We start from the raw sequence: 26784 nt of genomic DNA, 5'->3' as shown, positions 1-26784 counted from the left end.
GCTCGTCAGGCTCATAACCTGAAGGCCGCAGGTTCAAATCCTGCCCCCGCAACCAAACCTTACCTTAGATACTCCCAAGCCCCTGTCATGCAGGGGCTTTTTGCATTCCAGAGGAGAGCAATATCGCTGGCGCGAAGACTTCATCTTCGCTGGCGATGGTAGCTCCTCGTCCTGCGGACCATAACCTGAAGGGTGAGCGGTCGATCGGGCCTGCCCGGTAAAACAGTCCAGTGGACCGTTTTAAGACCCGAACAGGACAAAGCCTGCCCTAGAAACCAAATTTCCTCATAGACACGATCAATACGAAAAGCCCTCCATCAAGGAGAGCTTTCGTGCGTTTGGTGCATGGCATCCGGAACAACCCTCAATGCAGGCGCGGGCGACGCCTCTCGCTGAGCTGCCGGCCAAGGTTCCAGCGGGATGGTCTAAAGAAAAGCCCGCCTCGTGCGGACTTTGTGCGTTTGGTAACGGGGCGAGGTTAATGCCTACTCAGGGGCGCCGGCACGGTCCATCATCATACAAACCGAGCCTCCGCTGCAGTACATAGCTAATCCCAGGTTAGCCTTATTGCGACATTTTACCGAACGTATCGAGCGCAGCCTGCTCGTCCCCTTGTCTATGGCCATGGTGCGCCTACATCACTACAAGATATAGTTGCATTTGCACAAGCCTCACACGAGTGCCTTGCGGTTGATGATTTTGGAATTGCTAATGATCTGGAACCACCGCATTACCCGTATTCTGGTCGGCATATTGCTGTTCGCGCTTGCGATCGTTCTTTTGCTGCCCGGCCTGACTGGCTTTACAAGTCTCGACGGTACAGTCAATGCGCGATTTGCGATCGTGAACGCTCCTATCGACGGCGAAGTCGCAGAAACACCCCCAAAAGTTGGTGCGCGCGTGTTGGCAGGAGCGCCGCTCGCCTTGATACACAACGCCCGCGTGAACCGCGCAATACTGACTTCGCTGCAGGCCGACCACATGACTGCTGTCGAACATGTTGCGGCGCTAAAGCGGGAACGCGATGAGCTTGTACGGCTTCGTGATCAATTGGGTGCACGCATGGAAGTCTTTACGCGCACAACCGTTGCCGACTTGGAGCGACAAGTTGAAATTCTAAACAAACGGGTCAAGGTTTCCAAGGCGCAGGACAATGTCGCGCAAGTGGACTTTGACCGGCGGCTGGCGCTTGAGGCGAAGGGTATCCTGTCCACCAAGATGGTCGAGTCCGCCCGAGCCGCCTGGGAAGCGGCGGGGGGCGAACTCGAAATCAGTGGTTTGACCGTAGCCCAGCTCGAACAAAAGCTGGAAGCCGTTCGCAACGGTGTTTTCGTTTTCGGTGACGGCCAGAACGACGTGCCCTATTCTCGCCAGCGACAGGATGAGGTCATCGTTCGTATCAGCGATCTCAACACGCGCATCGCCGAAAACGAAACACGGGGCGCACAGGTGCAAATGCAACTGATTGAGGAGGAAAACCGCGTCCGCAGTCTCACTTCGGCATCAGATCCATCACCTTTCGACGGAGTCGTGTGGAGTAGCAACATCGTCAATGGCTCGAACGTCATCCTCAATACCGAGCTGATGCGCATCCTCGATTGCAGCGATCTTTTCGTCGATATCCTTGTTCCGGAGGTCGATTACCAAGAGATTTATCCTGGCCTTACTGCAGAGGTGCGCTTGTTGGGCGGAGGCGAGGCCTTCAAAGGCGTTGTCCTATCGGTGAGAGGCAGCTCCGCGGTCGCCGAGAAGGACACGCTGGCAGCCAATCAGCCCGAAACAGCCAAACGCAACGATCGAATACGCGTGGGCCTGGCTCCCTCCGCTCTCAATACGGATTATGCGAACTTTTGTCAGGTGGGGCGTTCTGTTCAGGTGCGCCTTCCCAAACCTAACATCCGCATATGGAACTGGATAGAGAGCCTGTGGTTCAGTATCTCATAGCACTGGCTCCGACATTTTCGGTTTTGGCGTTCTTTTTGCTTGGGCCTTTCAACTGGTCGCGTAACCATAGTTGGACGCGCGCAATCACATGCGTGGTCGTTGGCGCCATTGCATTGCGCTATATACTCTGGCGGTTATTCGAGACGGTACTTCCTTATCCCAACAATGGCCTCAATTTCTACTGGGTCTGGTTTCTGTTCATCATAGAAATTCTCGCGTTCTTCGAAGTCGTGCTCTTCCTGGTTTTGATGAGTCGATACGTGGACCGGAGCGCAGAAGCGGACAGGCTTGCGCCAGACTTCTTTAGAGGTGACGAGGATGAATTGCCCACGGTGGATGTGTTCATTCCTACCTACAACGAGCCGCTCGACGTCCTGGAACGGACGATCATAGGGGCGCTTGCGCTCGATTATCCGCAAGACAAGCTGAAAGTCTACGTGCTCGACGATCAGCGTCGTAATTGGCTCAAGGCGTACTGCGAGGAGAAGGGAGCAATCCACGTCACACGGCCCGACAACAGCCATGCCAAAGCCGGCAACATGAACAATGGTCTGAAGGTCAGCTCCGGCGACTTCATCGCGATATTCGATGCTGACTTCGTGCCCTATCGTCACTTCCTGCGCCGGACGCTTCCCTTCTTTTCCGATGCGACCATCGGCATCGTTCAAACGCCACAGCATTTCTTCAATACCGATCCGGTACAAACAAATCTCGGTCTCGAAAATATCTGGCCTGACGAGCAGCGTTTGTTCTTTGATGAAATTGCACCGAGCCGAGATATCTGGGACGTCAGTTTCTGCTGTGGGTCATGCTCAATCGCGCGACGCAAGGCGATCGATGAGATTGGCGGGTTTCCAACGGAATCCATCACAGAGGATCTGTTGACCACACTTTCCATGCTCAACAAGGGTTACAAGACCCGTTACCTGAATGAGCGCCTGTCGATGGGATTGGCCGCTGAGAATCTGACCGGCTATTTTGTACAGCGCGAGCGCTGGTGTCAGGGGGGGATTCAAACACTCTATCTTCACAACGGCCCACTGCGCGGACCTGGTCTGTCACTTTTTCAACGCATCATGTTCCTTCCGCTATCGTGGTTGGTGCAGTATCTGGTGCGCTTTACGATATTGATCATCCCGATCATATATCTCTGGTTCGGCTTGCTGCCGCTCTATTTCACCAACGCTGCGGACTATATCTCCCATCAGGTGCCGTTGCTGACGGCCTATTTCCTTTTGATGCTCTGGATAACACCGACCCGATATTTGCCTGTCGTATCGAGTGCCGTCGGGGCTTTTTCGACGTTTCGGATGTTGCCAACCGTTATTTCCAGTGTGGTGCGCCCCTTCGGCAAGCCATTCAGGGTGACCCCGAAGGGCAGCGGCAACGAGGCGATCGGATTTGATGGATACAGCCTTGCCTGGATAGCGGCGTTGATAGTGGCGACGGCCATCGGTCTTGTCATCAATATTGTGCCTGAGACCTCCCATATCGAGGCGCAGTTCTCGCCGATTGCGGTTTGCTGGTCGGGCATCAACATTCTCGTTCTCGCTATTGCGTCTTTGATCTGCTTTGAGAAACCGCGACGGCTCTTCAATGCGTTCAAACTTGACGAAGCGGTTCACGTCGACGGTGTTTCCGGCCGCATAGTCAGTCTGGCGCTGGACAAGGCAGTCGTTGCCGTGCCGCCGGAGACGCGCTTTGCGTCCGCCGATGTCACGCTGTCGCTCGAGGGTTTTTCGCCCTTCAAAACCGAACTAAGGACGGTCACCCAAAGACGAAGGAGCCTCGCTCGCTTAGGCGACAAGGAGGCCTTCTACCTGCACCTCTTTTTTGATCTTAGTGGTTCGCCCCGCGATAAAATGATCGTGAAACTTTATACCGGGCGTTACTCCCAGGACGTTCGTGACATTGACAAAGTCGCTGTCTCGATCAACCTCCTGCTTCGGACATTCGGTCGGACCCGGACGCTTTGAGCGAGGTGTTTCCCGGCCCGGCAGTCGGCCAAAGGCCAGGTCGGCAAGCGGTCAAGAAGCTTACTGATCTCAGCCGAACCTGCGTGAGTATTTCGGGTATCTCTCAATCGAGAAAGATCAGGCTTGCGGCGCCAATCAAGCCGGCATGCCTACCGAGTTCGGCACAACCGGCACGTCGCGAAAAGCGGGCATCGCTCGTTCCTGGATGGTGGCCTCGAGCGGTTTGCGAAGGAGATCATAGCCATGGGAAATTCCACCGCCCATGACGATCATGTCGGGCGAGTAGAGATGGAGCAGATTGGTAAAGCCGATGCCCAGCCAGCGGGCTTCCCTGCCAATCAGCGCAAGTGCCGCTTCGTCACCGCCGCGCGCAGCCTCGACAACGTGTCGACCCGTGACCTCGACGTCGTGGGACAGGGTTCGCAGCGCCGAGCCGTCGCCTGGCTTTGTCAGAGCCGTCGCATGCCAGCCGAGCGCCGTGGCCCGACGCCACCGCCTCGAAGCAGCCCACCGCCCCGCAATGGCATCGTTCGCTCTCGAGGTCGCGCCGCGGCCGGCGCCGAAACGCCATTCGCCGAGAGCGGCGGCGTTGGCATCGTTCTCCAGCCGCACAGGCAGGTTCGACCGGTCCTGAAGAAGGCGCGCGAGGGGGACTTCGCGCCAGCCCGGTAGTTCGTCAGGGGCCCGCAAGAAGGCAAAGCCGATAAAGCCGGACAGAAAACCACAAATCCTGCACCAGGAACCAAACCTTCCGTCCGCGCCAAGCGGCCGTCTAAAGCCAGCCTGAAGAGAATCCTGCGCGTCGTAATCCGGTTACAATGGGCTTGCATCGGCGCATGATGCTCCAGAGCAATCCGGTCCGATAATTTTCAATCATGAGGACAACAGGTCCTTGGTCAATGCCGAAGTGATGTGGGCTTACCCACCACCCGGCCGGGCTATTTTCCACGGCATATGTTTGGTTGAACGACGGTTTGAAACCGTAAAGCCGCGTCATGCCGAGGTTCATTCGTGCAAAGTTGCGAACAGTCGGCACAACGATTTCCGGCGCGAACGGCAGCGAGGCGACGGCGACCCATGGTGCGATCGTGCCGTCGTCAGGCCCGAAGGGAGCCCCGCGAGCGATATAGTCGAAGTACTCCCGATCGACCCCTTCTGTCGTCCGCTTGCCCCAGCTAGGCCCGTCGCACGCTGTAAACCCCCAACAATGCTCGCCATACCCTGCAAAGTTCATCGGGTTGCGGATTGCATACTCCTGCTGGACATATGTCGCATGCCGGGTGTTTTCGAAATAATCGGTGTCATGCTCGCGCATGAACGCATCGCGTATGCCTCGAAAATCTATCCACATATGCGACAGCTGGTGGGTGAAGAGCGGTCCCGAATATAGCAGTTCTCGGCCGTAGATATTCCTCCATTCGTAGCTCTCGGTGTAGGCGGCATAAGATTCGGGCGGCAGCGGGTGAGTTGGGGATCCGAGACCAATGATGTAGAGAAGCAGGCCTTCATCATAGCCGCGCCATCGATAGGGGATGAAGCCGCTCTCCGGACGCCAGCCATGCGTCAAAGTTGCGCCGCCGTCGCGGGCCCAATTCCAATCGGCCCTCTCGTAAAGCGCCGTTGCGAGGCCGCGGATTTCCGCCTCATCGGCCGTATCCCGATCAAAATAAGTGGCAACGGTTAAGGCACCCGCAAACAGGAAAGCGGAGTCGATTGTCGACAGCTCGCATTGCCAAACTCGGCGGCCCGTTTCGATATCCAGAAAATGATAGAAGAAACCCTTGTAACCTGATGAATCCGGCTCGGGCCCCTGCGGGCATGCCATCAGGTATCTCAGGCGGCTGCGGGTGATCTTTGCCGCAAATTCGCGAATGAGGACGCCGCGTTCCACGACTACGGGGATCGTCGCCAGTGCCATGCCGATCGCCGCGATGCTGGCCGGTGCGTTGGGTTCCGTCTTGTCGCGGACGAGACCGTTGTCCGGGTTCGTGCAGTGGAGATAGTATAAGACAGTGGTGAATTGCAGCCGACTGAGATCGTGGTCCGTTGGCAAGCGGTCGAGATCGGCGTCGGTCGAGAGCGTTTCGGGCATGGCCGCTATCCAATGATAACGTGGACGTCGTGCGTGCGCGCGTCTTGCGCAAGCGGGACGCTCTCGTTCGCAACAGGTTCGCCATCCAGCGTGACGGATTGCACACCCCGGCCGATGCCCTTCGAGTTGTCGAAATGGATGCGGTAGGTCGCAGATCCATATCGGTATGCGATCTCATAGGCCGGCCAGCCTGCCGGAACGCAGGGTTCGAATCGCAGGAATCGCCCCTCCTGGCGAAAGCCAAGGATCGCCTCGAGCGCTACACGATAAAGCCAACTGGCCGATCCCGTGTACCAGGTCCATCCACCGCGCCCCGTGTGCGGGGGCGCGCCATAGATATCGGCGGCGACCGCATATGGTTCGACCTTGTAGCGTTCGACTTGATCCTTCGTTGCACCGTGATAAATCGGATTGATCAGGTTCCAGAGCTTCAATGCGAGCTCGCCGTCGCCCTGCAAAGCAGTCGCCCAGACCACCCAGGTTGCCGCATGTGTGTACTGCCCGCCATTTTCACGGATGCCGGGGACGTAGCCCTTGATGTAGCCGGGCTGGAGCACGCCGTCGTCAAACGGCGGGTCGAAGAGTTTGATCAGTCTGTCTTCTTGGCGGACAAGCCGGTCGTGGACCGCACGCATTGCCTGCGAAGCGCGTTCCGCATCCGCCTCGCCGGAAATGACAGCCCAAGCTTGGGGGATGGCGTCGATCTGGCATTCGTCATTCAGGGACGATCCAAGCGGCGTGCCGTCGTCAAAATAAGCCCGGCGATACCAGCCGCCGTCCCAGGCGTTGGCCTCAATGGCAATGCGCAAGGCTTCTACCCGTTCGCCGCACCAGGCGGCACGGCTCTGGTCCCCGCGTGACGCTGAAATCTCGGCAAATGATTTCAGCACCGTGAGATAGAGCCAGCCATTCCAGACACTCTCCCCCTTACCCCCAGCGCCGACTTTGTTCATGCCGTCGTTCCAGTCGCCGGTTCCCATCAGGGGCAGGCCATGGCTGCCTAGCCGGTAGCCATGCTCCAGCGCTCGAACGCAATGTTCATAGACGGTGCCGGACTGCTCGCTGGTCGCCGGCTGGTTGAAGTCTTCCTCCTGATCGTCTCTCAGCACCGGTGACGTGATGAAGGGAACAATCTCGTCAAGCAGTTGAGCGTCGCCTGTCGTGGAAACATAGTGGTGAACGACGAGAGGCAGGAAATACAAGTCGTCAGTGATCCGGGTGCGAACGCCGACGCCAGATGGCGGGTGCCACCAGTGCTGGACGTCCCCCTCCTCAAATTGGCGCGCCGCCGATCGCAAGATGTGTGAGCGGGCCTCGCTCGGCACGCTATAGACCAGCGCCATCACATCCTGCAGCTGGTCCCTGAATCCATACGCGCCGCCGGACTGATAGTTGGACGTGCGCGCCCACATGCGGCATGCCAGAACTTGGTACAGCAACCAGCGATTCATCATCAAGTTCAAGCCCGTGTCCGGCGTCGAGACCTGGATCGAGTTGAGAATGTGATCCCACTGGCGGGAGGCAGCAGACAGGCTCGCGGCTGCGCGCTCGAGGTCGGTATGCTCATGGACGAGCCTGCTGACCTCATCGAGATCGGCAGCCTGCCCAAGTATGAAGACAATCTCCCTGCTTTCGCTGGGGCGCAGGGAGATATCCACCATCAGCGCGGCACAGGGATCCAGTAGTGGGCCAAAACGTTCAGCCAGATCGGTTCGCCCCAGGGCCGCCGGCTGAAACACGGAACCGTATTTACCCAGAAACTCCGTCCGGTCGGACGTGGTCGACCTTGCCGGCTGACTGGCGGCTGCAAAAGCCAGCCTTCCGGCAAAATCGGCGGCCCAGGGATTCCTGGCCACGATCGCACCCGATCTGGCGTCCCGCTCGCAGACGACCCGTGCTGCTGTCTGTTCACGCTGGGTTCCAAGCACCCACTCGGCGAAATAGATTGCGGTCACATGCCGAACTCGGGTGTCCTCGTTGCTAAGCCTGACGCGCATGATTTTGACCGGATCGTTGGGGGCGATCGATACTGTCAGTTCGTGACTGAGGTGTCGGCTAAAACTTGTATACCGGCTGTAACCTTGGCCGTGACGAACAGTCACGACTGCACCAGGACCGATCGGTAGCGGCGTCGGCGTCCAGATATCTCCGGTTTCCTCATCCCGCAAATAGAGGACCTCGCCCGGCGCATCCGTAACCGGGTCGTTCGACCACGGTGTTAGCCGGTTCATTTGACTGTTCTCCGCCCATGTGTAGCCAAGACCGGCTTCAGTCGTCAGACAGCCAAAATGCGGATTTGCGATCACGTTGGTCCAAGGCGCAGGCGGCAGGGCGGGGGCTTGGGGTTTGAGCGCGTCCACGCGCACCACATACTCGTGCCCATCAGCTGTGAAGCCGCCGAGCCCGTTCCAGTATTGCAAATCTTCGGCTGGTTTAGGAGGCGGGGCTGCGGGGTGCTCGCTCAGCCGAGTGGTAAAGGTGGGTGAAAGAGGTGACCTGGCTGGGGAGAGCCGGTTGAGTTGATCGCCGAGTTCACCGCCGCTTCCCAGCAGGATGACGCGCGCCGCCGCGGCGATGGTCGCCAGGTGGTCGCTTTCGGTATCGGGCTCGGAAAGGATAAAGATTCCGCCGGGTTTGCCGATCATTTCGGCTTGCGGGCCCGACTGCAGCTTTTCGGCCAGCCGCTTGGCGCTTGCCGAACCGCCCTCATCAACTAGGATCAGGTCAAATCTCAAGCCCCTCCGCCGAGCGAAATCGTGAGCCATCGTTACCTGGCGAAGGAGGGCATGGTGCCTGTCGCCATTCGCGCGGACCAGCACGATGGGGAGGTCGCCGGAGATACCGCGAGCCCAGAGAGCTGCTCGATCCCACCGATCTCTCTGGAGAGCGGTCGCCTGCCGCATGGCCGGGTTCGTAAATACGACGCTCCCGGCCAGCCGATTGAACAGCGAGACATCGCCGGGCTTCAGGCCCAGCGTCTGGAGCTCGCTTTCGTATCTCCTTGATGCATCGGAGAAAGCTTGCTCGACTGCGTCGATCTCGGCGTATCTCTTGGCGATGAGCTGCACGGCCGACTGGTCGTCTGCCGCCCCCGTGACGAAGGCGATGCGCGCATCGGCGCCTGGCGCCAGACGAACCGTTCGCCGCAGACAGAAAATCGGGTCGAGGACAGGCCCGGTTGTTCCGGAGAGCAATGCGCCTGCGTCGAATGCCACCGGGTTGGCTGTTGTCCGGCCTCGACCAAGAAATCTCAGCCGATCGGTTTCATATTGGGCCGCTTGGGCAGGCTGCAGGTTCGACGAGGAGACGTGAACTGCCCAAGTGGCTTTCTCCCCGGCAGCACGTGGCCTGCGACGGGCAAACAAGGCGCCTGTCGCCTCGTCAAACTGCGTCTCCACGAAAAGCTTGGCAAAACCCGGATGCGCCATATCCGCGCTGCGATTGTACAGGCAGACTTCGGCATAGCTTGTCAGTTCGAGGGTTCTTTCCCGTGTGCCATGGTTCGTGACTGTGAGCATGCGCACTTCCACGTCCACATCGGGTGCGACACAGATTTTCGAGACGATTTCAATGTCGCCGGCATGACAGCTGAGTTCGGCCCGGTCTCCATAAAAGGCGTGCTCGTAGATATTTGAAGGGCGAAATAATGGCTGCCGCCCGATGGACCAGAGATCGTTGTCAGTCAGATCCCGGACGTAACAAAATTGGCCCCAACAATCGCGGGTGCTGTCCTCGCGCCACCGGGTAATGTCGAGGCCTTGCCACATTCCGTAACCAGCGCCGGCAGCGGTGACCAGGACACTGTATCGGTCGTTGGAAAGCAATGCGACCGCGGAACTCGGATTGAGCTCCGCGATACTATCATGGCGTGGCGCGTCGGCCGTGCTCGTTGCCACTGGAACCTCCGTTCGATTGCACAATGTTGCTCAAGCATTGTCCCCTTCGGTGGAGGTTCTTTGACGTGTTTTTGGCTGAGCTTTCGAGCCCCATTTCCAGCCGCTGATTGCCGGCATGTCGTCGCCATACTTCTCAATGTATTGGCGATGTTCGACCAGCTTCTCGCGAATTGCCTGTTTGAAATATGCAGCGCGCGCACCGAGCTGCGGCAGCCGGTCGATGACGTCCTCGACCAGATGGAAGCGGTCCATTTCATTCAGGACCACCATGTCGAACGGCGTCGTCGTCGTTCCTTCTTCCTTGTAGCCGCGGACGTGCAGATTGCCGTGATTGGTACGGCGGTAGGTGAGCCGGTGGATGAGCCACGGATAGCCGTGGAAGGCGAAGATGATCGGCTTGTTCTTGGTGAACAGCGCATCAAAATCGCGATCCGGCAGCCCATGTGGGTGCTCGGACGGGGGTTGAAGTTTCATCAGGTTCACGACGTTGATAACACGGACTTTCAGCTCCGGCAGATGCTCCCGGATTAGCTCAACCGCCGCCAGCGTCTCAAGCGTTGGAACATCCCCACAACATGCCATCACGACGTCAGGTTCACTTCCCATGTCATTGCTGGCCCATCCCCAAATGCCGAGACCTTCGCTGCAATGCTTGATGGCCTGATCCATCGTCAGCCACTGCGGAGCAGGCTGCTTGCCTGCGACAACCACGTTGACATAGTTGCGGCTGCGCAAGCAGTGATCGGTTACAGAGAGCAATGTATTGGCGTCCGGCGGCAGATAGATCCGGACAACGTCCGCCTTCTTGTTGACGACGTGATCAATGAATCCCGGATCCTGGTGGCTGAAGCCATTGTGGTCCTGCCGCCAGACATGGGAGCTCAGGAAGTAGTTAAGCGAGGCGACCGATCGCCGCCATGGAATGTCGTTGCACACCTTCAGCCATTTGGCATGCTGGTTGAACATCGAGTCGATGATGTGGATGAAAGCTTCGTAGCAGGAAAAGAAGCCATGCCGGCCGGTCAGCAGGTAACCTTCCAGCCAGCCTTGGCATTGATGCTCGCTGAGCACCTCCATCACTCTGCCATCGGGCGAAAGATGATCGTCTTCCGGATAGATGTCCGCCATGTAGCAGCGGTCGGTGACCTCCAGTACATCCTGCCAGCGATTGGAGTTGTTCTCATCAGGGCTGAACAGTCGGAAGTTCTTGCTGTCCATGTTCATCTTCATGATATCGCGGAGAAACTTGCCCATCACTCGCGCCGCCTCGGTGTGGGTTTGCCCGGGGCTTGGAACGGATACCGCGTAGTCCCGGAAGTCGGGCATTTTCAGGTCCCGCAATAGCAATCCGCCGTTGGCATGCGGATTGTCGCTCATCCGGCGTTGCCCCACGGGCGCCAGCGCCGCCAGCCCTGGCTTCAAGCGACCGCTGTCATCGAACAATTCCTCAGGGCGGTAGCTGTTCATCCATTGCTGCAGAATGCGGATGTGCTCCGGTTTGTCCATGTCGCCCATCGGCACCTGGTGCGCCCGCCAGTAATCCTCGCACTTCTTGCCGTCGATCTCGGGAGGGCAGGTCCAGCCTTTTGGCGTGCGGAAAATGATCATCGGCCACATCGGGCGTTTTATCTTGCCTTTGGTGCGGGCAGCTGCCCAGATTTCCTGGATATCCGCCACTGCTGTGTCGAGCACGCCGGCCAATTGCTGGTGCACGTTTTCAGGGTCACTACCCTCGACGAAATACGGCGTGTAGCCCATGCCTTCGAAGAACTTCCTCAACTCGTCCCGGGGAATGCGGGCGAGGAAGCACGGATTGGCGATCTTGTAGCCGTTCAGATGCAGGATCGGCAGCACGCAGCCGTCACGAGCGGGATTGAGGAATTTGTTGCCGTGCCAGCCTGTTGCAAGCGGCCCGGTTTCGGCCTCCCCATCGCCGACGACGCAGGCGACAATCAGATTCGGATTGTCGAACGCCGCCCCATAGGCGTGGCTGAGGGCATAGCCCAGTTCGCCGCCCTCGTGGATACTGCCGGGGGTTTCCGGGGCAACGTGGCTAGGGATGCCGCCGGGGAAGCTGAACTGCTTGAACAGCCTCTTCATGCCCTCGGCATCCTGACTTATATTGGGATAAACTTCGCTGTAGGTGCCTTCGAGATAGGCGTGCGCAACCAGCGACGGTCCGCCATGTCCTGGTCCGATGACGTAGATCATCTCTAGATCATCGCGTTTGATCACGCGGTTGAGATGCACGTAAAGCATGTTCAAACCCGGCGAGGTGCCCCAATGGCCAAGCAGTCGCGGCTTTATGTGCTCGCGCCTCAATGGTTCTTTCAGCAGTGGATTGTCGAGAAGATAAATCTGTCCGACCGACAGATAGTTCGATGCCCGCCAATAGGCGTCGATGGACTGCAATTCTTTCGTCGAAAGGGGGCCGCCCGTTGCCATCTTCGCGTGTATGGCGACCTTTGCATCTCGTGCCGTTTTGAGCGAAACCATGGGTGCCTCCTCCTCTGAGCCCAGATTGCTACGGTAAGATCTTCCAAGGTGAGAAATTGTCGAGTTTCTAACTGCGAGCGAATGAAGCGAGCGACAGATGCTTGGCGGAAGGGATGCTGACGGCAGGCACAATCTGCAGCGCGGTCGTTGTCGACCCAATATGCCATATGGTGCCTGTTTCAATCAGCCTGAGACGCTGGCCCGCCCGTTGCGGCTGCGGCCATCACTTACATCTCTACTTTTCTTGTATATCGCCCTGCCGTCGAAGCGGCTTCGCTCCCAGCTGTCTATGCGTACGAGCTAATACTCGCACAAAATGCATCGGAAGCACAGTTAAAATCGACGGCATCCGAGGTTTAATCCGAAGACAGAAGCCGATAGCGAAGGAAATCCTGCCGGCTTTTACCGACGATCCTCAGAGAAATGTTCAACCACTCGCCTCACGCCGCGGACACTTTCGGCAGCGACGCGCGCCGCCTTCTTGCACTCTTCCGTGTCGATGGTTCCCCACAGGTGAGCCACACCGTCGGTGACGGTCACGGTCGTGTCTTTTCCCAGAAGATCCGCATTTTCGCTGAGGCGTGTCGCAATGCTGCGACGGATGGCCTCGTCACCTGACGCGGTTTCATCCTGATCGGCCGTGACGATCGCCTTCAGAAGGTCCGCACGACTGACGATGCCAACCAGCACGCCGTCCCTCATAACGGGAATGCGTTTTATGTGATGTTCCTGCATCAATGCAGACACTCGCGCCAGTGACGTGTCCCCATCTACGACGATCGGGTCGCAGCTCATGACGTCGGCAACTCTCCACGCGTTGCTCCTAACATAAGCTGTGGCTTTCTCTTCGGCGGTAAGGGCAGACATTCCGAGTTCGGCGGTGGCTTCCCGTCCCAACTCCGTTCTCCGCAGCAGATCGCCTTCACTGATGATTCCAACGAGGCGGCCCGCATCGTCGATGACCGGGACACCACTCACGTGATTGGCAAGCATAATCTCGGCGGCTCGCCGAACGCTATTGTCAGGTGATACGCCGACAACCTTCGTGATCATCACATCTTTGACTAGCATCTCCGCACGACCTTCCCTCAAAAGGGCATCGAGGATCTGACAAAATAAACCTGTTGCGGGCGTTCGACAACCGAATTACCGGCGTTGCCGCGGCCCAGTCTCATGCCCGGTCTCAGGCCCGGTTCACAGTCCACACCCATCCGCCATCCTCACCGCATTCCAACACCGCATCGTGGTAATCGCGCAGGGCGGCGGTTTCTGCGTTGTTGATGTATGTGATCGAACTCTCTGAAAGCATCTGCATGATCGTGTGAAGTCGTTCGAGATCGAGCGTCGCGTCCAGTCGATCCAGGAAGGCGAACTGCGGCGCCGCGATGAGAATGTTGATGAATGCCAGAAGTTGCTGCTCCTGCGGCGAGAGCAATATTTCCCAGTTTTGTTCGGTATTTAATCCGCCCACCTGTTCCAGCACGTGTTCGAGATTGAGCTCGCGCAGGATCTGCACGATGCGGTCATCGGGGATTTCGCCTGCGCGCTCGTTGCGTACAAGAATCTGGCGCAGTGTCCCTGTCGGCAGATAAGGCCGCTGCGGGAGAAAGAGTATGTCATCGGCGGCTGGGCGAATGATGCGCCCGGATCCCTTGAATGAAATGCCGGCCGTCGCTCTGAACAGCGCGGCCTGGGCATCTTGAGCCGGCCCTGTGATCAAGACGCGCGTTCCCAAGGGGATCGATATCGACACGTCCTTCACGATGGGGACACCGTTCGTGGCGTGCAGCAGGGTCAGATTCTCGTACGCCAGACGCTCTTTTCCCTCGACAATCTCGATACTCGCGTCCACGGGTGTTCCTGATCGTTCGATAGCCTCCATCAGCGAGCTAAGCCGCGCGACGACCGCGGCGAACGTGGAGATGGACTGGAACTGGGTTATAACCAGCGAAAAAGCGCCCACCAGCATTGCGAAAGCTGCGCCGGATTGGGTGATTACGCCGAAGTCGATATTCCCTCTTATGTAGGCGGGAGCAATGATCAAGGCGGGAATGATCTGGATCAGCCAGTTGTAACCTGTGGTGAAGAATCCGACGTTGCGATTGATGGCGGTGACTTTGCGAAAATTGGCGACCGCGTCATCGAGGCGCCACAGCAGACGAGAGCTCTGCTGTTCTTCGCAATGCGCCAGCATTATGGCTTCGGCGTTTTCTCGAACTTGTATCAGGCCGGAGCGGAAGCTGGCCTCCTTGTCGAGCTGGTCGTAATTCAGTTTGATGAGCGGTCGCCCAAGCGCGATCGTCAGGTACGACCCGCAAGCCGCATACACAACGGCAACCGCAGACAGCAGGGGACTTATCGACCATAACACCCCGGAAAAGGCGACGATCGTCAGACTGCTGTTTAGGATCATTAGAATGAAGGATAGCGTCGTGACCGTGAATACACGCATGTCCTCGGCGATGCGCTGGTCGGGGTGGGTGAGCTGTCCCGAGACGTCCAGATGATAGTAGGCTCTGTCGGCGAGATATAAACTGACGGCCCGTCGCGTTAGGAATTCTCGCCAAAGCAGCGCAAGGCGTTCCTCAATGAACCGGGAGACAACCGCGACGATCGTGAATGCTGCAAAGACTCCGATGTAAAATATCGCCTGCCGCATGAACTCGGGCGTCTGGCGATTAGCGATTGCTGTCATAAAGTTGCGGCCTACGTAGCTGTTGGCAACGTTCAGGCCGCTGAGCGCGAGGAAGAGTGCTACCAGCCCGGCAAACATCAATGCCGCTTTTCCGCCTACCTCGGAAGTCATGAAGACCTTGACCGCTCGCACGAAGCGAACGGCTGTTACCTTGAAGGGAACTTGCTGCGTATCCATGGCAGTGGTCTTCCCCCATGGGTGATGCCCAAATTTAAAGCACAACCGCGCCTGGAATACCACTGCGCCATGTGCGCTGGAAGAAGCGAAATCAAGGAATGAATCGGCAATAGGGTTTAATGTCAGTGCGGACGCGGTCGACGTCGTTCGCTGAGCTGCCGTCCCCGGTCCAGCGGGCGATGGTCTCCGGCACGGCGTCCGTTTTGCAAGGGGTAGGCTCGGCACTCACGCGGATCCGTTCGAGCGCCGCACTCGCTTTGGCGACATAGTCGCGCGCGGCCGGATCGTCCGAATGTACGTTCTGGATCGCGGCGAAGACGGCCTCCGCTTCGGCCAGCCGTTTGCTGGCCGCAAGGGCGATGCCACGCTTGTAATGCGCCTGGATGAGATGCGGCCCGATCTCGCCGACCTGGCGGAAGGTCTCCGCGGCCTGCTCATATTGATGCAGGGCAAGCTGCGTGTCGCCAAGCCGCATCTGGATCGGTGTCGGATCGGGCGCTCGCTCGGTGAGAGCCTTGTAGGCAGTCAAGGCCTCTGTCAGCTTGCCTCGGTCGAACAGCAGATTGGCGAGCCCGAATTCCGCGCCGGTATGGCCTGGAGCGGATTGCAGAACCTGGTTAAAGGCGATCTCCGCCTTGCTACGGGCTCCGTTGCGGTACATGTCGAGCGCCTGCTCATAGACGAAACGAATGCTGCGCGGGTTGAGCACGCCATGCAGATTCTGGCCATTGCGGGTGCGGAACAGGGTGCAGCTGATCTGCCTTTCCTCCACCCCGAACATATATTTGTAAGGTTCGTTTCCGCGCAGGAAATCGTAGGTCTTGAAGCCGTCCTCGATCGCCCGCCGGATGCAGTAACCGTGCAGGATAAGACCGGGAGACGGTGTCTTCCAGTTCTCGTCGCGGCCGGTGATATAAAAGAGGATCGCCTTCTTCTGCCGGTCGACGATATTTGCCAGCGCACCGAGTGGCTGGTCGCCATACCAAAGGACCGGCACGTCGAGATTGCCGCTGTTGAAGCTGTCCATCAGCATCTCGCGCGTTGTGATGATCAGCCGCTCGGTCCGCTCCGCGCCCTTGCGGGCGCTCCACTTGGTCCGCCAGAGATTGAAGAGGATGTCCATGTCCCGATCGATAGTCTCGGCGGTTGCCATGGTGATCCGGTAAATATCGTCGCCTTCGACCTTGCGCAGGAACCGCCGGAGTTTCTGTCGCGTCTGGCTGCTCATGCGCTGTTCGAGATAGTCGTCGAAGCTTGCCGGCAGCGGGACGATGGGGCAGATCGTGTTGTCGATATTCTCGCTGTTCTTGGGTGAGCTGTCGCGAAACATCACCCCCGGCCCCCGCAGCGCCTCGATCATCTTCTCGCGCCGCCCGGCAGGGCCGCTGAAATATTCGAGCTTCAGGTCGGTCCAGTTCTGATATTTGAGAAATGAAGCAAAGCCGGCAATGGCATGACGCTCGTAGTCTGGTCTGACGATGAAGCCGGTATAATCGGCCGCAAAATTCCCGGCCATCATGATCTCGTCGTAGAAGCGCCCGGTCTTCTCGTTCAGATGCGTGATCAGACGCAGCGGAAAGAAGGCGACATAAGGTGCTCCGGGTTCGCGCTCGCGAAGGGCGAGGATGAACCAGCGGCGCCGGCGGGAGAGATAATTCTTCAGCCATATCCAGGAGAGGAAATGCTGCGCGTCGGGATCCTCCATGAAGACCTGATCCCAGTTGTCGCGGACCGCCTCGAACCCGGCAATGGTGTCGATGATATCTATGCGCATGCCGCCCCCAATACCCCATACGTCACTCGGGAGGTTTCATTCTAATGGGAAACACCGATCTTCAAATAAACCGTCCGGATGATTTGCAGGGCTTAAATGTGATTAGTCCTGAGCCGGCGCATAACCCGAAATCGGAATTGGTTTCGGTAGGAAATCATCCGTAGATTCAAAGTGATAGGGCGTAATGCGTCCCGAAGGATTCTGCGCTTCAATGTGGGTCGCCCGAAAGTGTGGAGCGGTCTGGAGGGCACGACATACATAAGGACTAGATCAGAGATCACCGGAGATCCGCGGGCTCGCATGGATGAAGGCCCAGAGCGTCCGGCTGATGGCGACGATTTCGGCGATCGACTTTTCCAGAAGGTCGATCTCGCGCGCGTCCATCTGCTCGATCTTGCCGTAGCGGATCTCCTTGTCGTCCTCGACGAGCCGCATCAGCTGCGTGCTCGAGATCTCTCCCTTTTCGTCGAAGGAATAGATGCAGTGATTGTACTTGTTGCGTGTCTTGGATTCTTTCTTCAGCCGCGACATGGCCGAAAGGATAGCCTTCCGGTCGGAAGGAGAGGTCGAAGCGAGTTTGGAAAGCCGTTCGATGAGATCGATCCGGGCGCGCGTCGTGTTGAGCGTCAGGAACACGACGATTGCTGCATCCTTTTCGACCTGGAGAAGATGGGCGATGATATAGATCAGCAGGCTTTCGGTGTTCGTCCAGACATAGTTCAGGCGGCCGACCCGCAGCAGGACATCGGACATCGCCGCCATGCTTGACCCTTTCTCCCCGGAGGGGATTCATCCCTCAAGGGATGACATGTGGACATTACATCAGACATCGGGCAAGTCCGCCATATTTAGCGGGACCGCCCATGCCGGATCGCGGGCGATCAGCGTTCCTTAAAAGCCCGGGACATGCTGTCGGTGATCGGTTTGCTCAGATATTCGAAGAAGGTGCGTTCCGACGTCTGAATCAGCACTTCGGCCGGCATACCGGGAACGGGATGGAAATTATGCACCCGCGCGATCTCGGAATCGGGTATTCCGACGCGGACGATATAGACGTCCTTGACCGAAGCTCCCGAATTTTCCTCGATCGAATCGGCTGAGACGTAGAAGACCTTGCCCTGCAGAACAGGGGTCGTGCGCCGATTGAGCGCCGTGAGGCGGATCGAGGCCGTTTCTCCCTCATGCAGCTGATCGATCGAGGTGCGCAGCACCTGCGCTTCCAGGATCAGCGGCACATGCGCCGGCAGGATCTCCATGATCGGCTTTCCTGTGGTGATGACACCGCCGGCGGTGTGAAAATAGGAGCGCACCACCGTGCCCGACACCGGCGAACGGATAGTGGTGCGTTCGAGCACGCCGGCGGCCTCGCGCATCTGTTCGCGCACACTGTCCAGATCGGTTTCGGCGGTCTCGAGAGCATCGAGTGCCGCCTGCTTGTTGGAGTTGACGGCGATGACGGCTTCCTGGCGGAATTTGGCGATCTCCGCCTCGCTCTCGTTGAGCTCGCCGTTCAGTCGAGCAATGTCGCCCATCGCATCGGCGATCGCCCGCTCGATTGCCAGCAGATCCGTCTTGCGCATGTAGCCGACCTTGACCAGCCGAGCCTTGGAGTCGCGTTCCTCGGTCAGCAGCGACAGCTGCCTTTCGAAGGATTCTCGCTGGCCCCTATAGCCGGCGAACCGGAATTCGAGCGACGCGATGTTCTTCCCGATCAGATTGAGCTGCTCTTCGAGCTTGATCTGCTTGCTGTGGAAGGCGACGTTCTGGCTCTGGATGATCGCGTTGATGTCGGGATCGCTGGCCTCCTTCGCCACGATATCGGGAAGCTGGAATTCACGCAGGCCCTGCGCTTCGGCACGGAGCCTTGCGACAACGGCTTCCAGGCGCAAGCGGCGAAGCTGCAGCATTCTCTCGTTTGAGCGGGATGCTGTGGGATCGAGGGTCAGCAGGATGTCGCCTTCCTTGACCGTATCGCCTTCGCTGACGCGCATCTCCCTGATGATGCCGCCTTCCAGATGCTGGATAATCTTGTTGTTGCCGGTCGCGACGAAGCTTCCCTGCGCGATAACGGCGGAGGCGAGCGGCGCCGTCGCCGCCCAGAAGCCGAAGCCGCCGAACGAAGTGAAGAGTACCGTCAGGCCGACGATGCTGTGCACGCGGATCGAGCGCGGCACGTCGCTATACCATTCGAGCTGCACCGGACCTGATGTCTCCTGCTTTTTCCGTCCCATGTCGTTCATCCTTCGATGCGCGGTGCTTGTTGACCGTTATTGCCGTTGCTCTTGGAAAGCGCCTGCAGCACCTCGATCCTCTCCCCGAACATGGCGACAGTGCCCTCCTTGAGCACGAGGATCTTGTCGACGCATTGGAGAAGGGCTGGGCGCTGGGTGATGGTGACGGTGGTGATGCCCTGCTTCTTTGCGTGGATGAGCGCCCTGGCAAGCGCTGCCTCGCCCTGGGTATCGAGGTTCGAATTCGGCTCGTCGAGGACGACGAATTTGGGATTGCCGAAGAAGGCACGGGCCAGCGCGATGCGCTGCTTCTGGCCGCCCGAAAGCGGAGCGCCATCGGCCGCCACGATGGTTTCGTAGCCCTGCGGGAAGCCGGCAATGAGCTCGTGCACGTCGGCCAGCACCGCGGCTTCGTAGATCTGATGATCGTCGACGTCGTCGCGCATGCGGCAGATATTGGCCTTGATCGTCCCGGGAAAGAGCTGCACGTCCTGGGGCAGATAGCCGATGCTTTCGCCGAACTGGCGCTGGTGCCAGTTGCGCAGATCCATCAAATCCAGCCGCACATTTCCCGATGTCGGGACGATCGAGCCGACGAGCATCTTGCCGAGCGTCGTCTTGCCGGACCCGGAATTGCCGATGATTGCGAGCGATTCCCCCTTCCTGAGCGAGAAAGAGATGCCGTTGAGAATGACCTTCTTCTGCGGCGGCGGCACGAAAAGAATGCGTTCGACATCGAGCCGGCCTTCGGGATTGGGGAGGCGCAGGCGCGGGAAGTTCAACGGCGAGTTCAAGAGCAGGCTCTTGATCCTGCCATAGGCGGCGGCCGACCGGTTGAACTGGTGCCAGCCTTCGATGGCGCCTTCGATCGGCGCCAGCGCGCGTCCCGATATGATCGAGGAGGCAATCACCATGCCGCCCGTCAGCTCGCCCGAAAGCGACAGATGCGCGCCCCAGCCGAGCAGGGTGACCTGGGTGATCATGCGGCAGGCCTTCGATATGCCGGAGAAGATGATGTTGCGGTCCTGCGCCTCGACTTGCGATTTCAGCGAGCCCGCCGTTTCCCGGCCCCACATCTTCACCGCCTCGGGGATCATCGCCATTGCGTTGATGATCTGCGAATTGCGCGACATGGAATCGAGGTGGAAATTTGCCCGGCTGAGATAGCCGTTGGATTCGGCAAATTGCCGGGCGGTGAATTTCTGGTTCAGATAGGCGATGAAGAAAAGCACCGCGCAGCAGGTCATGATGATGATGCCGAGATGCGGATGCACGAAATAGACGACGACCACGAAGAACGGCATTAGCGGCGCATCGAGAAACGCGATCAGCGTGCCGGATGTCAGGAAGCCCCGCAAAAGCTGCAGGTCCTGTAGCGTCTGATAATCCTTGCCGCTGCCATGCAGCGATGCTCTCGCTGCAGCGCTGAGGATCGGCGCGCCGAGCTGCACTTCGAGTTCCACCGCGGTGCGCATCAGGATGAAGCGCCGCACCGAATCCATGAAGGCCTGCAGCAGCACGGCGCCGATCACGGCGATCGAGAGCATGACGAGCGTATCGATGGAGCGGCTTGTCAGCACCCGGTCGGATATCTGGAAGAGATAGAGCGGGATTGCCAGCAGAAGGACGTTGATGGCGATCGTGAACATCATGACGACCACCATGTTGCGCCGCACCGCCGCCATGCCACGCGAGAGGCTGGCGGCGAAATTCACAGGCTCGCTGCGCTTGTGAAAACCGCCGCCACTTCCGCCGCCCCCGCCCCCGTCGCCCCCGGGATCGGAATCCTTGCCATTTCCGCCGCCGCCGGTGCGCAGCCGCCTGTCGTTCTCGCTGATTGGACCGCTTTCGCCTTCGATGGTCTTGCCGAAGGGCATCGTCGGGCTCGATTTGAGCTCGGTCTTCTCTTTCGGCAGTTCGAGGGGCACCCGCGCTTCGATCCTCGGTTGGGCCGGTGCTTCCATCGGTTTTGCTGTCGCCGGGCTCTGCACCGCCGCGGCAGGAGGTGCTGTTTTCACATTCGAGGCTTCCGGCGTCACCGTTTTCTGCGTCAGCGGCGGCTGAGTTTTACTTGCGCCTCCGATATCGGCAGCCTCGCGTGCCGCAACTTCGACCGTCTTCTTGCGCCCATCGGGAGACGAAACAACGGCGCCGCTGAGCCTGCGAAGATTCTCGACCGCCTGGTCGATCGCGGAGATGCACACATCGCTCATCGCAGCCTCCGAGGGGGCAGCGGAAGGAATATTGCCCGACCTGAGATCGAGGGCGCTGCCCGCCGCAAAGATTTGTTTTGAAATCTGGTTCATCGTGGTTCCTCCGCAATACTCAAGGTCACGCGACCATGGCTTGCATTACGTCGGCGGGGTGCGCCGACGACCATGAAAAATCATGCCCGGCATTTATGACGCCGTCCGCAGAATCGCTGCCCCCCGGATCGTCGTTATCGAGAAAGGCAATGACTTCGTTGGCGAGCCTGTCGTCGGCCGGCTGCGGCTTGGTCGTGTCATGCTCCACCAGCCCGCCCTGAATGAGGATGGCGTCTGAATAGAGCTGGCCTGCCAGATAGGTCGTCTGGCCGAAACTGTCGTAGTCGACGATCTCGGCGATGTTGATGACAGCATTGCTGCCTGTGTCGATCGTTACCGTTGCATCGGGATTGATGTCGAGGATGGCCGATGCCGCCTGAGTCACATCATCGGAATCGCCGAGAATGCTGACCTGCTTTATGATCGTCATGTCGTAGAGATTGCCGGTGATGTAGAGCACATTGAGACCGGCATATCCCTGGAAATTCACGTCGAACGACAGCCCTTCGGGCATATTGGGATCGCGGTCTTCGATCGCCTTCTGCGTCTCGACAATATAGTCCGGCATGGCCGCGAATGGGCTGTCCGTTCCGACATTGTGGATTGAGGCGAAATTCCAGATCAGGTTGTTGCCCGTCTGTATGTCGGCGCCGTCTTCGGCCCGCACCCAGTCATTGTCGTAGAGCAGCGAGATCTGCGTGATGCTGTTGATGTCGAGCACGTTGCCGCCGATGATCACCAGATCATACTGCATGCCCATCCCGAAAAAGGAGGAGAAGTTGATGGAGGTATTGCCGCCCGTCAGAACCGTGGTTTCGGATCCGGAGGTGGTGACCGTCATCGTGTCGTTGTCGCTGACGAAGTGATATTGCTCGATCCACTGTACAACGGAGACGTCGCCGTCGATGACGCTAACGCGCCAGCTGCTCGGGAACGTCGGCTCGGCAGCATCGGTGTCGGCGTGGCTCGATGCTTCGAAGGTGCTGTGTTCGAAGAGGGCGATATTCTTGGCGACCGTTCCCGCCTCCTCGGCCGAATGGCCGGATGCGTGCAGCGCCGAGGCGAATTCGTCGTGATCGCTGTAGACAAAGGTCTGGGAGATCGCGTCGACCTGGTGGTAGTTGCCCATCACCGCGGTGACCGAGGCGATGACGCCGGTATTGATCACTGAGGCGACGTTGACAAGGAGATTTGCACCGGCGGTCACATCAAGGCTGTTGCCAGTCGGGTCGGTCTGCTCGACGGATGTATTGTTGTCGTCGGGTTCTTCCTGGAGCTTGGCGAGACCACGGTCGGGCAGGAAGTCGTCGAGGACAGGTATATCGGTCTCGGCCTTGCCGTTGACGTAGACGGTGTCGTTGACCTCGGGGTCGACGCGGACGAAATTATGCGTCGCGTCGGTGCCGAGCGAAGTTGTGCCGCTGTCCTCTGTGTTCTGGGCATTCTGAATATAGCTTTCGAGATCCTCGGCGATCTTCAGCGCGCCATCATAGGTGTCGGTTCGGTGGAGGCTCGCAAAAGGCGTGAAGATCTCGACCTTGGTGCTGAGGTCCGCGAGCTGCTCGATGACGAAACTCGTGTCTCGCGGTGCATGGACGCTGCTCGTCATATCGAGATAATCGTCGTCGTAGAGGACGTTGACCTGGATGGCATGACTGATCGCCGAGCCAGGCCCGGCAAAGACGGTCAGTTCCGGCTCATCCGTGAGCACGATATCCGTAGGATCGCCGAAATGCGGTAACGGGATATCCTTTGCGGCAATCGCCGCCAGCTTCTCGAGACTGTCTTCGAAGACGCGACCTAAATGGCGTGCCGGACCATACTCGATATCGTAACTGCCGCTTTTGTAAATGACACCCGGATCATAGTCCTTGAGCTGAAGATCGGAAGAGAAGGCAGCGGTATAGGCATCCTGATCCGGCAGAGCGGGTCCATCCGCGCCCGGTCCTGCGCCTTCAGCATAGTTGGTGCGCAACCTCATCTCGTCGGTCGTCATCTCGAAGAGACCGATGAAGTGCGCAATGATTTCCGAAATCTTCTCGATATGCATGGTTCGGCCCTCCCATTCGAAATGACGATCGGCCTTGCGGGTGCCCCCTCGTTGGGCGCCGTGGTGTGGTCGTCAAACCGTTTTCAAGCAGTCAAACTGCACCGGCCGGGCCGGTGCAGTTCGTCTTGGTCGTTGGAGGTCCGTGTCAGGTGCTGGTATCCTCGCCGACGTCGGAGACATGAGAATTGCCGCCGATGACGCTGGAGTCGATTGTGTTGCTGAGCAGGTTCGCACCCTGAACAAGCTCGAGATGGAAGCCGGAATTGGCAAGGATTGCCGAAGCGTCGGCCGTGCTCGAGCCATTGGCATCGTCGCCAGCCTTGAGATCCCAGCCCTTGCCGTCCATCTCCATGCCTTCGGCACTATCGGCGTGGCCGCCATCGGCCTTCAGATGGTTCTCGGCCCCGCCATTGTCCATCTTGATGTTCCAGGCCTGGTCCTGGTCGGCCAGATGGTTCGCCTGGACGGCGCTGAAGCCGCTGTCGTTGCCCGCGCCGGACAGCGAATTGTTGAGGATGCTGTCAACGTCGAGAGTGAAAGAGAAGTCGTCGCCGAGGTTGAAGGTGAGGTCGTGGCCGGCAACGCCGAGGTTGTCGAAGTCCTTGACGTCTTCGATGACGGCGAAGTCGGTATCCGTCTTGTTGAAGCTGTCGGAGGTGTTGTTGCTGTCGGAGACCGTCTTGGTATCCGTATCCGTAATGGTCTTGATGTCGGTGTCTGTCACCGTCTTCGTGTCGGTGTCCGTGATCGTCTTGGTGTCGGTGTCGTTGTCGCTGTACGACTTGCTGTCATAGCTCCAGTCGTAATCGGTTTTGGTGTCGGTATCGGTGATCGTCGTGGTCTTGGTGCTCGTATCGTCGTCGGACTTGTTGCTCCAGTCATATTCGTTGTCGCGGTTGTCGCCATTATTGGCGGAGAGCTCGGCCTTGACGTCCACATCTACACTGTTGTCGGTATTGTCGCGATTGTCCCCATTGGCGACGCCGCCGACATAACCGGTCGAATCGTCTTCGATTTCAGTCGAATTGATAGCGCTGTTGGCAAAGCCGTCGGCAAGCGCCCCGACCTTGGTGATTTCGGTTTCGTCAGACACTGCAGTCCTCCAGAAAAAAACCGGAGCAGCTTTTCGAAATCCCTCTCATCTCAAATGGGATTTTACTCGCGCTCGCTCCGATGCGGTTAACATCGGCAGATGTATTCGATACGTGTCATCTGCAGCTTCATCGCGATTTGTTGATCAAATCGTTGGTATTGGGAACGTACGCACTCAGTACAAGGCCGCACATATCCGGCTCCTCATCCTGAGAAGGATAAGGAGTATTCAGGCTTAATTTTCGTTGGGTTGCCCTAAATGGAGGCCATGTATCAAAACGCAAAACAATACACGGATTTTCCATGTCGCCACTTGGGTGACGATCACAGACTGCTGGAAAAAATGCGGATCCGATAGATACCAATTCGGGCTAAGGCGGATCTGCCATGCCTGGCTAGCCCTGGGTAGCCCCTGTCGCCGGAGCGCTAAGATCTCTTCGGCGGGAGGGTTGGCGGGCAACGAGAATCCGGGGCTCCCGGCATTCGCTGCCGGGTTGAGGGGAATCTCTTCCCCGTCCTATATCCGGCCACCCTGCATGACGAAAGTATGACAATTTGTACTGAAATATTACATTAAGCTGATTATCTATAGTCAGAGCAAATATAGCCTTGAAGTATCTATCGCAATGAAAATACAACCAAGGCTTTGTATCGTATCGTTTTTCGTCCGCTAAAACTAATCACTTTGGGCCATTTCCTTCCTTCTCAATCCGTATTAACATAATTAAGAAATGTCTAAAAAATAAGGCGATGACATCCGGGATCGACATTTCATACTATCCAATACCCGCCATCGCTCCACGTTTGAGTAAAGTGTAACGCTAGGGGAGGCGTATATGTTCATGACAGGGTCTGGAATGGAGAATGCGGACCAAGGAAGGAAGTTAAGCCAGTCTGGAGATACTATACTAGTGGTAGCCAAGGCGGATCTGTTTTCAGAATGCATGGTAGAAGCACTGGCAAAGAAATTTCCGAACTGTGAAGTAGCAAGCATAACGAGCACAAAGCCAATGCTGGAAAAAGATACCAGCGATATGAAGCTTGTTTTATTCTATCATATACCCGGCCCCGAGCTTCATGAAGCGCTGCAGGCTGCCCGCGAAAACCACCCTGAAACCTCGATCGGACTTGTCGTAGAAGCGATCGATATGCTCGAGCCCTATGTCAGCCGGCTGGTCGAGGCAAGGATCATCGATGGTGTCCTGCCGCTCAATCTCCGGCTCGACGTCTTCATGGCCGCTGTGGATCTACTGATGAAGGGCGGCGAACATTTTCCGTCAGCACTTCTCAACCGTCTCAACAACAAGAACGCCCAGCTGGAACCTTCGCTCTATCAGACAAAATCGGTCGATGCGGCCCGCAACAATGCGCTCAAGCTGAGACGCGACAGTATCTCCGCTTTGACCACCCGGGAGGTTCAGATCCTGGATCTCATCTGCAAGGGGACGCAGAACAAGATCATCGCCGACAAGCTGCATCTTTCCGAAAACACCGTGAAGGTTCACGTCCGCAACATCTACAAGAAGATGAACGTCCGAAACCGCACGGAAGCGGCATCCCGCTTCTTCAATGAGCATCCCGCCGGCGAAGACGACATGTCTGGCCGGTGGCGCAATTGATGTAGCGCTATTGTTTCAGATAGAAGGACGCGCAAAGCAGCGCGACTTCTGTCCGAAGCCGCTTGGAGAGCAGATATAAGGCGCTGAGCCGTGATAGGCGACAGCGCGGGCCGTTACCCCGGCCGGGCGCTCGGCGTGATTTTCCGGATAGGCGTAGGCCTTCGAGACGCGCGGCGCCTCGACCATGACGATATTCTTTTTCGCGACGACCGCGATATCGTCCTCAACAACCGCGCAGGCCGTTGGTCCGATCGCCACAAGCGTCGTTCCCCCGACGAACATCGCCAAGCGAAGACACCAGCCTTTCAGCTGCGCTGCATCTTGTTTTTTCAACATAGCCCAAACCCCTCGCATATGGCGCTTCCGGATGCAAGACCGGCCGTGCCGTTGAGCTCCGCCGATCTCCCGACTTCCCTCGTATATTAGCTGCATTGAG

14 protein-coding genes and 2 pseudogenes are annotated in these 26784 nt (G+C 58.1%); 3 read left to right on the top strand and 13 right to left on the bottom strand.

All coding sequences use genetic code 11. From position 1 onward, the window contains the following. The first annotated feature begins 711 nt into the window (after positions 1-711). Together C3Y91_RS27830 and C3Y91_RS27825 are read left to right on the top strand one after the other, a co-directional pair. Positions 712-1944, top strand: a complete 1233-nt coding sequence (locus C3Y91_RS27830; RefSeq protein ID WP_024323136.1) for an HlyD family secretion protein — start codon at positions 712-714, stop codon at positions 1942-1944. Continuing rightward, positions 1926-3920 carry a glycosyltransferase gene (locus C3Y91_RS27825; RefSeq protein WP_024323135.1) on the top strand — a complete coding sequence of 665 codons (1995 nt, stop codon included), beginning with the start codon at positions 1926-1928 and terminating at the stop codon, positions 3918-3920. Before C3Y91_RS27830 ends, C3Y91_RS27825 begins: the two co-directional genes overlap by 19 nt. Before the next feature lie 103 nt (positions 3921-4023). Here the strand turns inward: C3Y91_RS27825 and C3Y91_RS27820 are convergent. From C3Y91_RS27820 to C3Y91_RS27765, 12 genes and pseudogenes are all read right to left on the bottom strand, one after another. Next, positions 4024-4601, bottom strand: a pseudogene (locus C3Y91_RS27820) (ROK family protein); the annotation flags it as partial. 91 nt (positions 4602-4692) lie between these two features. Continuing rightward, positions 4693-6012, bottom strand: a complete 1320-nt coding sequence (locus C3Y91_RS27815; protein WP_168576057.1) for a glucoamylase family protein — start codon at positions 6010-6012, stop codon at positions 4693-4695. 5 nt (positions 6013-6017) lie between these two features. Next, positions 6018-9908 carry a GH36-type glycosyl hydrolase domain-containing protein gene (locus C3Y91_RS27810; RefSeq protein ID WP_168576056.1) on the bottom strand — a complete coding sequence of 1297 codons (3891 nt, stop codon included), beginning with the start codon at positions 9906-9908 and terminating at the stop codon, positions 6018-6020. 30 nt (positions 9909-9938) lie between these two features. Next, positions 9939-12404: a phosphoketolase family protein gene (locus tag C3Y91_RS27805; protein WP_168576055.1), complete on the bottom strand. Its 2466-nt coding sequence runs from the start codon at positions 12402-12404 to the stop codon at positions 9939-9941. Between the two features lie 402 nt (positions 12405-12806). Next, on the bottom strand, positions 12807-13475 hold the full coding sequence (locus C3Y91_RS27800) for a CBS domain-containing protein (protein ID WP_168576054.1): 669 nt from the start codon (positions 13473-13475) through the stop codon (positions 12807-12809). 112 nt (positions 13476-13587) lie between these two features. Next, a complete protein-coding gene (locus C3Y91_RS27795; RefSeq protein ID WP_168576053.1) occupies positions 13588-15276 on the bottom strand; it encodes an ABC transporter ATP-binding protein/permease in 1689 nt (562 codons plus the stop codon). A 122-nt stretch (positions 15277-15398) separates the two neighbouring features. Then, positions 15399-17050: pseudogene (locus C3Y91_RS27790) on the bottom strand (GNAT family N-acetyltransferase). A gap of 270 nt (positions 17051-17320) precedes the next feature. Continuing rightward, complete coding sequence (locus C3Y91_RS27785; protein WP_168576052.1) at positions 17321-17812, bottom strand: hypothetical protein; 492 nt, start codon at positions 17810-17812, stop codon at positions 17321-17323. A 119-nt stretch (positions 17813-17931) separates the two neighbouring features. Further along, positions 17932-19281 (bottom strand): HlyD family type I secretion periplasmic adaptor subunit, encoded by a 1350-nt coding sequence (locus C3Y91_RS27780; protein ID WP_018068708.1) that lies wholly within the window; start codon positions 19279-19281, stop codon positions 17932-17934. A 5-nt stretch (positions 19282-19286) separates the two neighbouring features. Further along, positions 19287-21587, bottom strand: a complete 2301-nt coding sequence (locus tag C3Y91_RS27775; protein ID WP_168576051.1) for a type I secretion system permease/ATPase — start codon at positions 21585-21587, stop codon at positions 19287-19289. Positions 21588-21612: 25 nt separating this feature from the next. Continuing rightward, positions 21613-23637, bottom strand: a complete 2025-nt coding sequence (locus C3Y91_RS27770) for a hypothetical protein (protein ID WP_168576050.1) — start codon at positions 23635-23637, stop codon at positions 21613-21615. Positions 23638-23782: 145 nt separating this feature from the next. After that, positions 23783-24730 carry a hypothetical protein gene (locus tag C3Y91_RS27765; protein WP_018068705.1) on the bottom strand — a complete coding sequence of 316 codons (948 nt, stop codon included), beginning with the start codon at positions 24728-24730 and terminating at the stop codon, positions 23783-23785. A gap of 835 nt (positions 24731-25565) precedes the next feature. Between C3Y91_RS27765 and C3Y91_RS27760 the strand changes: the two genes are divergently transcribed. Further along, positions 25566-26348 carry a helix-turn-helix transcriptional regulator gene (locus C3Y91_RS27760; protein WP_024323129.1) on the top strand — a complete coding sequence of 261 codons (783 nt, stop codon included), beginning with the start codon at positions 25566-25568 and terminating at the stop codon, positions 26346-26348. Positions 26349-26363: 15 nt separating this feature from the next. On the opposite strand, the gene C3Y91_RS27755 is transcribed toward C3Y91_RS27760, so the two are convergent. Further along, positions 26364-26684 carry a hypothetical protein gene (locus tag C3Y91_RS27755; protein ID WP_024323128.1) on the bottom strand — a complete coding sequence of 107 codons (321 nt, stop codon included), beginning with the start codon at positions 26682-26684 and terminating at the stop codon, positions 26364-26366. Between the last annotated feature and the right edge of the window lie 100 nt (positions 26685-26784).

The organism is Rhizobium ruizarguesonis, assembly GCF_012349115.1.
In the GTDB taxonomy this organism is placed as follows: Bacteria; Pseudomonadota; Alphaproteobacteria; order Rhizobiales; family Rhizobiaceae; genus Rhizobium; species Rhizobium ruizarguesonis.
The sequence above is the reverse complement of the archived record's forward strand: the minus strand, read 5'-3'. Positions and strand labels throughout refer to the sequence as shown.